The organism is Litorimonas taeanensis (assembly GCF_003634015.1).
Taxonomy (GTDB): Bacteria; Pseudomonadota; Alphaproteobacteria; order Caulobacterales; family Maricaulaceae; genus Litorimonas; species Litorimonas taeanensis.
In genome coordinates this window covers 1,007,519-1,020,220 of sequence record NZ_RBII01000002.1, presented here as the reverse complement: position 1 = coordinate 1,020,220, position 12,702 = coordinate 1,007,519, and the positions used below count along the sequence as shown (strand labels likewise).

The following is a 12,702-nucleotide window of genomic DNA, read 5'->3' as shown; positions in this document are numbered from 1 at the left end:
TAAGAGATGGCTTCATGAAACTAATAAAACCCTCTTACGACTATGACGATCTTATTGTCAGTGGAGAGAAAAGTCTTTTCGGCCCTGGCAATGCAAAATTGCCTTTGCCTCCTATGCTAATGCTCGACAGAATTACTCATATGAGTGAAGATGGCGGTGAGTATGATAAAGGCCAGTTGATTGCCGAACTTGATATAAACCCGGACCTTTGGTTCTTTGAATGCCATTTTAAAGGCGACCCTGTCATGCCAGGCTGTTTGGGATTAGACGCTATGTGGCAGCTTGTAGGTTTTTGGCTTGGCTGGACAGGTTCTCCGGGCCGAGGCCGAGCTCTAGGTGTTGGCGAAGTCAAATTCACGGGACAAGTCACCCCTGACGTTAAGAAAGTACGTTACGAAATCGACCTAAAACGTGTCATCCGTCGCAAGCTCGTTCTTGGTATTGCGGATGGCCGCATGTATTCTGATGATGAGCTTATTTACAAAGCCAAAGACCTAAGAGTGGGATTATTTATCCCTGAGAATGGAGAAGCATAATGCGCCGCGTTGTTGTTACAGGTTTAGGCATTGTCTCTTGTATTGGAAATGACAAAGCCAGCGTCTCTGAGAGCTTAAAAGCAGGCAAAAGCGGCATCTCTAAAGATGAAAAAATGGCAGAACTTGGCTTTCGCAGCCAGATTTCAGGTCGGCCTGACTTAGACCCAAAAGACCATATACATAAACGCTCTATGCGCTTTATGGCAGATGCTGCGGGCTGGAGCGCTGTGGCTATGGATCAAGCTATTTCAGATGCGGGATTAACTGAGGACCAAGTCTCTAACGACAGAACGGGCATTATCGCTGGTTCTGGCGGCCCATCTGCTATCGAGATTGTTCGGGCTGCTGATATTACACGGAAGAATAATTCTCCAAAGCGCATTGGGCCTTTTGCCGTACCGAAGGCTATGTCATCGACCGTCTCGGCGACCTTAGCGACGCACTTTAAAATTAAAGGCGTGAACTATTCCATTACCTCGGCCTGTACGACGTCTTTACATTGTATCGGAGCTGCGACAGAGCAAATTCAATGGGGCAAACAAGATATTATGTTTGCTGGCGGCGGCGAAGAAGTAGAATGGGCCATGTCATCTCTTTTTGACGCCATGGGCGCAATGAGCAGCAAATATAATGACACGCCGGAAACTGCCTCACGCGCTTTTGATGCTACACGAGATGGTTTTGTCATTGCAGGCGGCGCAGGTATGGTTGTCCTCGAAGATTATGACCATGCCGTTGCACGCGGCGCAAAAATTTACGCTGAAATCATTGGTTATGCCGCCACCTCGGACGGCTATGATATGGTCGCGCCAAATGGCGAGGGCGCAGAGCGCGCCATGCGTATGGCGCTTGAGGATGCAGGCTTGGATACGGTTGATTATATCAACCCACATGCCACCTCGACACCTGTTGGCGACATCGCAGAAACAAAAGCTATTCACCGTGTCTTCGTCGAAGGTAAAGACGGTGAAACGGGCCCTTATATTTCAGCGACTAAGTGCCTTACCGGGCACAGCCTCGGCGCAGCGGGCGTACAAGAAGCCATTTATACGTTACTTATGATGGATGAAGGATTTGTCGCCCCAAGCATAAACATTTCAGAAATGGATTCTGAAATTCCAACACTGAATATTGCGCGTGAACGTGTGGATACAGAGCTTAAAACCGCCATGTCGAATAGTTTCGGATTTGGCGGAACAAATGGCAGTGTTATTTTTGCCAAGGTGTAATTATAAACTCAAATATTCTTAATAAAATCAACGCCTCAGCCAGAAATGGCTGAGGCGTTTTTCTATTGAAAATAGAGGATGTAATGGCCCTCTTGCCCCCCCATTTGTTGAAGACATCTCGGGGCACTGAGGTGTCAAATGAGTGCGAAATCAAAAGCGCCACTACATGATGCTTATCTATGAAATTCCAAAGATTCTAACCCCTACATATGTAGGGGAAGGGCATTTTTATGGCAAAATTAGACCCATTCGGATGGCCGTGGTCACAGTATGAGTACGATTAGACGTTGCCATTCTTTTTGACACACTTTTAAGGTGGTCTCTCACCGAATATTCTGAAATATTTAGTATGGCGCCAATCTCCCAATTCGTTTTTCCGCGCGCCACAAGATATAAAACTTCACGCTCCCGCTCGGTGATTGAAAGATAGCCCAAATCCTCTGGCATCTCTGTCAATTCATGCATTCTCTCAAAAGCCTTTCGGACCAAGACCTCTAAGGCAACAAGTTCCTGGAGAGAAAGATTGAAATCAGTGTCACGCCCCATCGACATGAGTCCTGGAGCAGAACGCACCTGTAAAATTGGAAAACAAATACCGAATTTTAGTCCATGCGACTGCGATCGTTTTACATGAATTTTTTGCTCTTCAGAGAGCACCTGAAAAGCTTCACGCCACCTAAAGGGAACAGAGACTCGAAAGCCATGCAATACAAGCGGGCTTTTTGTCATGAGGTCGCCCGTTGTTACCAGCTCCTCAATGAGATCCTCTCCGCCACGCGAGAGGTGAAATTGGCGCGGAATATTCTTGGCGGACTGCGCCCCCTCCAAGGGCGGCAAAAGGCGGCCCATTGAAATAAATGTGAACCCAAAAGGTGCCACATTATCGCAAAAACTATCAAAGACAGCCTGAGCCGTATTTGCATTTTGTATTTGATTCATGAAAGATTCGAGTCGATTCAGATCGAAAGACTGTTCTGGATGCATAATAGCTGTTTAAGTCGACTAATTATTTCGACTTGTGCCCCACGTCGGTTTATTTTTTTAAGAATATGAGGGGAATTTTCCCTCTATGCAATTAAAAATTATAGTAATTTCACCAAGCTCGCGAATATCTTTTGGCCAAACATTGTTTTCTGGTCGACATAACAGACACGCCTTATAGAATACGCCTCAAATGACGTATTTAGATTGACGTAAGGAACATCCATGTCTGATTCTACCTCTCCCCTTGATAACTTTCCCCAAGGCACTTTGATGAAGGGGAAACGCGGCCTTATCATGGGCGTTGCCAATAAAAACTCTATCGCTTGGGCAATTGCTCGCCAACTCGCCGCTCAAGGCGCAGAAATTGCGTTCACATATCAGGGTGATGCGCTGCTTCGCCGCGTGAAACCACTGGCCGAGAGCATTGGTTCTGATATTTTATGTGAATGTGACGTTACGGATGACGCCACTATGAATAGCACTTTTGCTACTCTGAAAGAAAAATTTGGTAAAATTGATTTTCTTGTGCACGCGATTGCCTTTGCTGGCAAAGATCAGCTAGCTGGTTCTTTCGTTGATAATACAACACGGGAAGGCTTCAAATCAGCCCTAGATATTTCAGCCTATTCATTCGTTGATGCGGCGCGGCGCTCTGCTGAAATCATGAATGATGGCGGTTCAATGGTGACTCTCACTTATCTTGGCTCAGAGCGTGTTATCCCTAATTATAATGTGATGGGCGTTGCCAAAGCTGCACTCGAAGCCTCCACTCGCTATATTGCCGCCGATCTTGGGCCGCGCGGCATTCGCGTAAACGCTATTTCCGCAGGCCCTATTAAAACGCTTGCGGCTGCTGGTATTGGCTCTGGCCGCCATATGTTCCGCTTTAACAAAGCCGCCGCAGCTATGCAGGACAATACAGACCCAATGGGCGTCGCGGGCGCAGCGCTATATCTGCTCTCTGATTTGGGCCTCTCCTGTACGGGCGAAACGCATCACGTAGATGGCGGCTTCCACGCCATCGGCATGCCTCAGGAAGATGCCTTAAAGGCAAGCTTAGAGAGCTAACTCACCCGCGCAAAAAAATTGGCATGTGCGTTAAAGGCCTCTTCGGCGCACAGCCCTATTTGTACATCTATACCCGCCTCTTGCATGATGGCTGCCCCGCGCCAATGGACGCGGGGGTCGGGATCGATCACAGCAATATAACAAGCGACAATACCGGCCTCTATCAGCGCATTGGCGCAGGGGCCTGTTTGACCGTAATGTGAGCAAGGCTCTAGCGTAACATAAGCAGTAGCCCCGCGCGCATCCGCCCCAGCGCTCATTAAGGCTATTGTTTCGGCGTGAGGCCGCCCGCCATCCGCGGTCGCGCCCTGACCAATGATCTCGCCATTTTTAACGAGAACACACCCAACAGCGGGGTTTTCCGCCGTTCGGCCATTTTGCGCGGCGCCTAATTCCAGTGCGCGCAACATATAGGTTTCTTTTTGCGTCATATCCTAGACATAACGCCAATTGAAACAGAGTAAAGGAATTGCCAGTTACCCCTGGCAATTCTAACTTGAACTAACGGTTAAAAATTAAACCTGACAAAATCACGTATGCAACAAACATGATAAGCTCCTCATAGATATTAACACTATGAGCTTACGCCAAACAGACTGTCGCGCGATTGAAATTGAAGCCTTTGATCCCTGATAGGATTAAACGCCTCAATTCTATACGGGTTTCTGCGAATAATGTCCGATTTTTGTCCCTGTCCAGCTTAGCCTTTAATCTCTGGCAGTTCTTTTGCGCGTTTTTTATCGAGATATTTCGCTGAATTAGGCTTGAGCGTTTCAGAATCTAAATCAATCAACAAAGGGTTACCTGTTGGGAATTCAAAACCAGGAATATCTCCGTCGGCCACGTCAAAAATTTCTTTCATCAAAGCACGAAGACTATTCCCATGCGCAGAAATAATAAGATTTGACCCAGCCTTTAGAAAAGGCACGATTTGATTTTTATAATATGGGAGAACACGTTCCGTAGTGATTTTTAAACTTTCGCCAGTGGGTAATTCTTTTGGGTCGATATGTTGGTATTTCACTTCTTTGGAAGGGTGAAACTCATGTTCCATATCAATTTGCGGCGGTGGGACATCAAAACTACGGCGCCAAATATGCACTTGCTCGTCACCATGTTTATCGCGCGTTTCTTGTTTATTCAGCCCTGTAAGATCGCCATAATGACGCTCGTTCAAATGCCAGTCTTTCGTGACGGGCAGGTACATTTGATCAATGCCTTCTAGGGCCAGCCAAAGAGTTTTAATCGCGCGCTTTTGATATGACGTAAAGGCTGCGTCGAATTGAATGTCTTCTTTGGCAATTAATTTACCGGCCTTTTTCGCCTCGGCAACTCCGGCCTTTGTCAGGTCAACATCCACCCACCCCGTAAAGCGGTTCTCAAGGTTCCATTGTGATTGCCCGTGCCGAACGAGGATGAGTTTAGTCATTATATATTCCTTTTGAACATGCCATACGGCGCATCATGATTTCAAACGCCAGAGGACAGAAAATCGAGTGATAGCTAGCTTAATTTTCGAAGGCACTCAACCTCTCTTAGCCCTCAGATTTTCTCTCAGGGCTTCGTGCGTTAGAGGCTATGCCCATCTGGTTCATTTCTACTGCCAAGGCAACAAAACTGGCACCAAAGACCAAACCTAAGACCAATAAGTAAACTTGCCCATATCGGAAAAATGACCCCATACGGTTTGTCTAACCTGGTTTAATGCGCATCATTCCAATTTTTCGCGGCATGCGCTTCAACGACCAATGGTACGCTAATATCTACAGCGGGCATGGCGGCGTTTTCCATTGTCGGCTTCACGACTCCGATAAGCGCCGCTGCATTGCCTTCAGGAACCTCAAAAACAAGTTCATCATGCACTTGTAAAAGCATGCGTGCACCTTCGACACTTGATATCGCCTCTGGCATGCGGATCATCGCCCGTCGCATAATGTCAGACGCCGCGCCTTGAATAGGCGCATTAATCGCTTGGCGTTCTGCAAAGGCACGCATCATTTGATTGCGATCGGCTATACCTTTAATGTGGCATTTGCGGCCAAATATAGTTTTCACATACCCCTCTTCGCGTGCCTGCGCTTTGGTCTCTTCCATATAGTCTTTGATACCGGGAAACTTCTCAAAATATTTTTTAATATAGTCGCTCGCTTCTGTACGGCTAATGTCGATATTCTTCGCCAGACCAAAAGCGCTAATGCCGTAGATAATGCCAAAATTAATGGCTTTCGCATTGCGGCGAATTTCAGACGTCATTTCCTCCAGCGGTACATTAAACATTTCGCTAGCGGTTAGGGCATGAATATCCACACCATCTGCAAAGGCTTGCTTCATCGTCATCAGGTCAGCAACATGCGCCAAAATTCGCAGCTCAATTTGAGAGTAATCTGCCGCCACTAAAACATGGCCAGTTTCCGCGACAAATGCATCCCGTATTTTACGCCCCTCTTCGGTACGTATGGGAATGTTCTGAAGGTTCGGATCAGAAGAACTCAACCGTCCCGTCGTTGTCGCGGCAAGAGAAAAACTAGTATGCACTCGGCCTGTATCCGCATTAATCTGCTGCACCAAGGCATCAGAATAGGTGGACTTTAATTTGGAATAGCCCCGCCAATCCAGAATTGTACGTGGTAGCGCCTCACCTGCATCAGCTAGCTTTTCTAAGACATCAACACCAGTTTGCCAGGCCCCTGTTTTCGTTTTCTTACCGCCTTCAAGCCCCATTTGGTCAAACAATATTTCACCAATTTGTTTTGGGGACCCCATGTTAAACTTGGCCCCAGCAAGATTATAAGCTTCATCTTCAAGCTCTGCCATTTTCTGCGCGAACATACCAGACAGGCGAGATAGCTCTGCCCTATCAACTTTCACACCATGATTCTCCATTTGCGCAAGCACAGCAGGCAGCCCACGGTCCATAGTTTCATAAACTGTCGAAACATGCTCTGCGGCTAGCTTTGGCTTTAAAAACTTCCAAAGCCGTAAAGTTACATCTGCATCTTCGGCCGCATAAGGTGTGGCTACATCCAACTCAATTTGGTCAAAGGTTTTTTGTGATTTTCCTGTCCCTGCAATGTCTTTAAATGCAATCGGTTTATGACCGAAATGCATTTCAGACAGGGCATCCATACCATGATTATGGAGCCCCATCCCCAAAGCATAAGACATCAACATCGTATCATCATAGGGCGCCGGATATAGACCGTAACGCTGGAACACACCCAAATCATATTTGAAATTTTGTCCAACCTTTAAGACACCTTTCGCATGAAGTAGGGGTTTTAATATGCGTACAGCCTCATTCAGCGGTATTTGCTTGGGGGCGTCAGCCCCAAACATATCGCCGCCGCCATCGGCGCCGACATGGCCTAGCGGGATATAACAGGCTTCATTATCGGCAACTGCCAAGCAAACGCCGACCATTTTGGCGGCCGCACTATCTAAACTGTCTGTTTCTAAATCAACAGCAACAACGCCGGCTTCTAATCCTCGCTGAACCCAATGATTCAAGGTTTCAACATCTTGGACACAGACATATTTCTCTTTATTAAAAATAACATTAGCTGGGCCGCGGGCCTCCGCAGGGCTCTCTACACCTCGGCCAACATCATCGTCGCGGCGAAGGCCATCTGTTTCGCCTTCCCCCAGCTGCGCACGCACTCTTGCTGTCAGCGTACGGAATGTCATGAGCTCAAGAAAGTCGAATAAGACGTCAACGTCAGGATCACCCACGACGAAATCATCTAGGCTCTCATCAACATCCACATCTGTTTTCAATGTGACGAGCTCTTTGGATAAAAGCGCCATTTCTTTGTTGGCCATAAGCTTCTCACGGCGGCCTTTTTGCGGAATCTCTTCGGCATGATCGAGAAGGTTTTCAAGCGTGCCATATTGCGTCAGCAATAAAGCCGCCGTCTTGACCCCAATACCAGGCACCCCTGGGATATTATCAACTGAATCCCCAGCAAGCGCCTGAACATCGATCACGCTTTCAGGAGGTAAACCGAATTTCTCGATGACTTGCTCAATACCGATATCTTTATTTTTCATTGTATCGAGCATACGAACTTTTTCAGATACGAGTTGCATCAGGTCTTTGTCCGAAGAGATAATCGTGACACGCGCGCCCAGAGCTTCGGCCTGTTTGGCATAAGTCGCAATCAAATCATCCGCTTCAAATCCTTCCATTTCAACAGCAGGCGCGCCAAAAGCGCGTGTTGCATCGCGAACCAACGGAAATTGCGGTCGTAGATCCTCGGGTGGTTCCGACCGATTAGCCTTATAAAGGTCATAAATATCATTACGGAAAGTTTGACTAGACGCATCAAATATAACCGCAAAATGGGTAGGACGAGATTCGTTGTTTTGGCCTTGCAGGAGTTTAAACAACATATTGGAAAACCCGGCCACGGCACCGATGGGCAATCCGTCCGTCTTTCGCGTAAGCGGGGGCAATGCATGATAGGCCCGAAAAATATATCCAGAACCATCGACAAGGACGACATGGGAATTTTCATCAACTGTTTTAATGGCAACAGACATAACAACCTATTATTTCAAGTTTCCGGGCCTAAGCCTTGAAACAAGTTTTGAGGGGAAGAGGGCTGAAATTCAATAGCACTTTAGGCTTTCCTTTGTATAAAGTAAGCTAAGGCTATTATAAACAAACGCAGAAAGACGTATTACGGCTGCACAATCAAAAGCCTGAAGCAAACCTTTAGATTTTAAACTGATAAAGAAGACCCAAAACCGTGTATCAATCCATAGATGAAACTCAGCCCGAAGAGGAGAATGCGAAAAAGAAACGCCTAAGTCCTTGGCCCTTTATCATCGGCATTGTTTTTGCAGGCAGTGTTTGGGGTGCTATTTTCGCACTTAAGCTGGATGCGCCAGATACATCAGTAAAAATTGACCTCAAACAAGCCAGCGACTTACTCTATCGGAAAGCGCTCTCTGAGCCCAATCCCGCTTTACGCAGAGCTAGACTGAATGATTATTTGAACAGTGTAAAAGATGGGCCGCATAAAATGGCTGTATTGGCACAAATTGACGTGATCAATCGTTATGAAATTGCAGATTGGGAAAAACTACAAGACCAAGTTTATAATACCTTTGAATCTGGCAATTCATCACCCGCGCTCACTAAAGATGAGAAACTTGAAGCCCTAAATTTATTTGAAGCGGATTGGGGCGGTTCTTACCTAGGAACGCGAGAAGATGACATTGATCGTCTGCGCGGCGAAATCATAGGCCTTGTAGAGATAAACGAACTTCCTGACCGACGTTTAGAGGATGTTGAGAGTCCTATTCCCGATTCGATTCCCGACGAGGTCTTAGCCGGCGGCCCTTCTTATCTTGAAAATGAATTTGATGAAGATGATGAAACTGAACCCTTAGACGCCCTAGACACGCCACAAGAGGATGAAGAAACAGCGGAAAACGCACCTCTCCGAGTGAGAAGCAATGGAAAACTCGTGTATCCAAGAAATGCTATGCGCCGAAACATTGGCGCCGTCGTAACATTAGAATTAGATATAAATGAGAAAGGCCGCGTCGATTCAACAGAACTCGTCAGCATTGAAGCCGAGCGTTATGAAAAAGACTTCGTACGCGCGGCCGAAAGAGCCGCCCTGCGCTCTCGATACTATCCCAAAATCGTTGATGGAGAACCAGTTGCCGTCTTTGGAGTTGTTAAGCGCTTTCGGTTCGAGCCCGAATAAGACGCGCTAAGCTTCACCTAATGCGCGACTGTGACAGCATTTGGATCGAGTGCGAAAACACGATCACAATATTTGCAACGAACCGTATTATCCTGCCCCATATCTAGCCAGACTTTAGGGTGCCCAAGCGCACCTCCGCCACCATCACAGGCAATACGGGTTTGACTGACGATAATGACTTCATTTTGATTAGAATTTGCCATGTAAAGGCCTCTATGAAAGATATATGGAAACATGTGTAAATTTGCAGGAGTGACTCGTCAACGGCGGAAATCATCGAGTTTCCCCCTACTGTGCTTCTCTAACAAGAATTTAGGATAAAATCATGAGCGACGCTGCGATTGAAATCAAAAACTTGCAAAAAACCTATAAGGCTTCACGCAAAGCCGCTGCGAAAAACGCTTTAAAAGGCGTCGACCTTGTTGTCCCACGAGGGTCAATTTTTGGTCTCTTAGGTCCCAATGGAGCGGGCAAATCAACTATGATTAATATTTTGGCGGGGCTTGTTAACAAAAGCTCTGGTTCAGCGAAAATCTGTGGTTACGACATTGAAACCCAAACACGACAAGCACGGGCATCCATTGGCATTGTTCCGCAAGAAATCACAATGGATGTGTTTTTCACACCATATCAAGCCCTTGAAATTCAAGCGGGTTATTATGGCGTGCCAAAATCGCAAAGACGTACAGAAGAAATTCTAGAGGCACTTGGCTTACTCGACAAACGTGACGCCTATGTTCGTCAATTATCAGGCGGTATGAAACGCAGACTATTGATAGCGAAAGCCTTAGTCCATAACCCGCCCGTTTTGATTTTGGACGAACCCACAGCAGGTGTCGACATAGAGTTACGTAGGCAGCTTTGGACCTATGTCAAAGAGCTTCACCGCCGCGGCACCACTATCATTCTCACAACGCATTATTTGGAAGAAGCAGAGGCGCTGTGTGATCAAATTGCAATTATTCATAACGGCGAAATTACAGCAAATGAATCCAAAACAGCCCTGTTGTCCCGATTGGATAAACGTAAGCTCGTCATAACGCCGACAGAAAACCTGACGACAATACCTCAGTCATTACAGAGCCTTGACGCCGAGATCAGTGAAGAAGGTGATTTGGTCATTTCATATCAAGCGGGAACAGACTCTATTTCTGGACTGCTTAATCAATTTAAAGAGGCTGGATTGTCTATTGGCGATTTGCGTACAGAAGAACCTGACCTTGAAGATGTCTTTATGGCCTTAACCTACGCAACGGACGCTGCGTAGTCGTTGGAGATAAGCATGATTAATATTGGAATTTTAGGGGCCGCTACAATCGCGCGCTAAGATATATCGGTGAGGCTGCCGAGAATGCGACTTCACCTTTTTGTAAAAACCCCCTATGGCCCACATCATGAACGCAGGGCATGATATCAAAGCGCAGGAAACGGCAAAACTTCCTGACACTTGGCGCGGAGAAATGGGCGCGCTTCTGCGTTTAGGCATCCCTATGGCGCTGACCCAGCTCGTACAGTTTTCAATTTACTTTGTGGATGCTGTCATGATTGGTCGACTTTCGCCTGTCGATATCGCCGCCGTAGGCATTGGTAGTATTATCGTCTTTTTGATGTGGATGATTGGCGGCGGGCCCGCCATCGCCGTCTCGCCTCTCGCCTCTCAAGCCTTAGGCGCAGATGTCAATGACACAAGAGATGTACGCCGTACCGTAAGGATGGGCTTGTGGGCCGTTTTTGGATTAACGCCCCTCATCTTTGCTGTTCTTTTTTTAACGAAACCCGTTGCACTCGCTCTAGGGCAAGACCCGGAAGCGACTCGTCGCGCTCAAACCTATGTTTTTGCTGTCGGCATTGGTTTACCCTTTACTCTAGGCACGTTGGTCTTACGAAATTTCCTAGCCGCCTTAGATAAGACCCTTATTCCATTTATCATTATCGTCCTCGTGACGCTCTTAAATGCCTTCTTCAACGCTGTAATGATATTCGGTCTATTTGGATTCCCCAGACTAGAACTCATCGGAGCGGGCCTAGCCTCAACCCTATCCGCCATTCTCGGCTTTGGTCTTTTCATTGCCTATATCCAATGGGATAGCCGTGCCAAAACCTTTGACATTTTCAAGAATATTTTAAAACCAGATTGGGAGCGTCTAAAAGATGTTGTTCGTCTGGGCTGGCCAATCTCTGTCACGATGATGTTTGAAGGCATGTTGTTCAATGCAGGTTTATTGATTGTTGGTGTTATTGGCGTCATCGAACAAGCCGCATATCAAATTGGACTAAACATCGCCTCTCTCGCCTTCATGCTCTCTTATGGTATGAGTATGGCAGGCGCTGTGCGCATCGGCTTAGCGCGCGGTGCTGGCAATTTGCCCGCCCAAAAGCGCGCGGCCACAACTACAATAATCGCGTCCATTTTTGCCATTGGCATTTTTGCCGTCCCTATGGCCATTACCCCAGAAACAATTGCGGCTTTATATTTAGATGTAAATAAACCAGAGAACCAAAAGGTCATGGCCTTTATTTTAACTTTCGTTCCCATCGCGGCCGCTTTCGCCTTTTTTGATGCGGCCCAAGTTGCCTGCAATCAACTTTTGCGCGGGCTAAAAGATGTGAACTGGACCATGTTTTTAACAGGGGTCAGCTATTGGGTGATAGGATTTCCGGTCGCGTACTACTTAGCCTTTTACACACCTCTCGGAGCGCGAGGCGTCTGGTATGGCCTTATGGCTGGATTAATCGCCGCCTTTATCGCCCTCGGAATAAGGCTTGTGCAGCAGCTTCGGCGGGATCAGGCTCTGCCGTCAACCCCGCGATAGGTTCCCCGATTAGCCTTTCTGGCGAGAGCGTTGACTCAATCTCTAAAATCCAAAGGTCTGGGTCATAGTCAACACGTTTGTTAACTTTTGAATCTAAACTGGCTTGGTTATCTATAAATTCAGGGTGCCATACCCGTTCACCTTCAAAGTTGCGTTCTGGCGAAAAGAGGGTGAGCTGTTTCCTCTCGCGGAAAATTATCAAAACAATACCTGCATCTGCATCACCTCTTCGTAAGACAGACGCAAAACCTCCCTCGGATTGAGTGCGCCGGAGAAGGGCTTGGACCCAAAATTCTGATTTCAATCTCGGAGTAATTGCCTCCCCCTTTCTTGTTTAAACTTCGCCCATACTGCG

13 protein-coding genes are annotated in these 12,702 nt (G+C 47.0%); 6 read left to right on the top strand and 7 right to left on the bottom strand.

From position 1 onward, the window contains the following. Positions 1-14: 14 nt before the first annotated feature. Both fabA and fabB read left to right on the top strand, forming a co-directional pair. A complete protein-coding gene (fabA, locus tag DES40_RS12760) occupies positions 15-536 on the top strand; it encodes a bifunctional 3-hydroxydecanoyl-ACP dehydratase/trans-2-decenoyl-ACP isomerase (protein ID WP_121102749.1) in 522 nt (173 codons plus the stop codon). Continuing rightward, a complete protein-coding gene (gene fabB / locus DES40_RS12755; RefSeq protein ID WP_121102747.1) occupies positions 536-1,765 on the top strand; it encodes a beta-ketoacyl-ACP synthase I in 1,230 nt (409 codons plus the stop codon). The genes fabA and fabB overlap by 1 nt, the downstream gene beginning before the upstream one ends. Before the next feature lie 228 nt (positions 1,766-1,993). Here fabB and DES40_RS12750 read toward each other — a convergent pair whose 3' ends face one another. Further along, positions 1,994-2,704 (bottom strand): LuxR family transcriptional regulator, encoded by a 711-nt coding sequence (locus DES40_RS12750; RefSeq protein WP_170144996.1) that lies wholly within the window; start codon positions 2,702-2,704, stop codon positions 1,994-1,996. A 267-nt stretch (positions 2,705-2,971) separates the two neighbouring features. Here DES40_RS12750 and DES40_RS12745 point away from each other — a divergent pair, with 267 nt between their 5' ends. Next, a complete protein-coding gene (locus DES40_RS12745; protein ID WP_121102743.1) occupies positions 2,972-3,817 on the top strand; it encodes an enoyl-ACP reductase FabI in 846 nt (281 codons plus the stop codon). Here the strand turns inward: DES40_RS12745 and ribD are convergent. The 4 genes from ribD to polA all read right to left on the bottom strand — a co-directional run bounded on the left by ribD (position 3,814) and on the right by polA (position 8,356). After that, positions 3,814-4,248 carry a bifunctional diaminohydroxyphosphoribosylaminopyrimidine deaminase/5-amino-6-(5-phosphoribosylamino)uracil reductase RibD gene (ribD, locus tag DES40_RS12740; protein ID WP_121102741.1) on the bottom strand — a complete coding sequence of 145 codons (435 nt, stop codon included), beginning with the start codon at positions 4,246-4,248 and terminating at the stop codon, positions 3,814-3,816. The genes DES40_RS12745 and ribD overlap by 4 nt on opposite strands. Positions 4,249-4,517: 269 nt before the next feature. Next, a complete protein-coding gene (gpmA, locus tag DES40_RS12735; protein WP_121102739.1) occupies positions 4,518-5,246 on the bottom strand; it encodes a 2,3-diphosphoglycerate-dependent phosphoglycerate mutase in 729 nt (242 codons plus the stop codon). A gap of 106 nt (positions 5,247-5,352) precedes the next feature. After that, positions 5,353-5,499, bottom strand: coding sequence for a hypothetical protein (locus DES40_RS13280; protein ID WP_170144995.1), 147 nt, complete (start codon positions 5,497-5,499; stop codon positions 5,353-5,355). Between the two features lie 19 nt (positions 5,500-5,518). Next, a complete protein-coding gene (gene polA / locus DES40_RS12730; protein ID WP_121102737.1) occupies positions 5,519-8,356 on the bottom strand; it encodes a DNA polymerase I in 2,838 nt (945 codons plus the stop codon). 209 nt (positions 8,357-8,565) lie between these two features. Here polA and DES40_RS12725 point away from each other — a divergent pair, with 209 nt between their 5' ends. After that, positions 8,566-9,534, top strand: a complete 969-nt coding sequence (locus DES40_RS12725) for an energy transducer TonB (RefSeq protein WP_121102735.1) — start codon at positions 8,566-8,568, stop codon at positions 9,532-9,534. A gap of 17 nt (positions 9,535-9,551) precedes the next feature. Here the strand turns inward: DES40_RS12725 and DES40_RS12720 are convergent, their stop codons facing one another. Then, the gene (locus tag DES40_RS12720; protein ID WP_121102733.1) at positions 9,552-9,737 is read right to left on the bottom strand and encodes a zinc-finger domain-containing protein; all 186 of its coding nucleotides are present in this window, start codon (positions 9,735-9,737) and stop codon (positions 9,552-9,554) included. 122 nt (positions 9,738-9,859) lie between these two features. Here DES40_RS12720 and DES40_RS12715 point away from each other — a divergent pair, with 122 nt between their 5' ends. Together DES40_RS12715 and DES40_RS12710 are read left to right on the top strand one after the other, a co-directional pair. Next, positions 9,860-10,801: an ABC transporter ATP-binding protein gene (locus DES40_RS12715; RefSeq protein ID WP_121102732.1), complete on the top strand. Its 942-nt coding sequence runs from the start codon at positions 9,860-9,862 to the stop codon at positions 10,799-10,801. A gap of 115 nt (positions 10,802-10,916) precedes the next feature. Further along, positions 10,917-12,347 carry an MATE family efflux transporter gene (locus DES40_RS12710; RefSeq protein ID WP_121102730.1) on the top strand — a complete coding sequence of 477 codons (1,431 nt, stop codon included), beginning with the start codon at positions 10,917-10,919 and terminating at the stop codon, positions 12,345-12,347. Here DES40_RS12710 and DES40_RS12705 read toward each other — a convergent pair. Further along, positions 12,277-12,651, bottom strand: coding sequence for a DUF1491 family protein (locus tag DES40_RS12705; RefSeq protein ID WP_170144993.1), 375 nt, complete (start codon positions 12,649-12,651; stop codon positions 12,277-12,279). The two genes, DES40_RS12710 and DES40_RS12705, sit on opposite strands and share 71 nt — an antisense overlap. Positions 12,652-12,702: the final 51 nt, after the last annotated feature.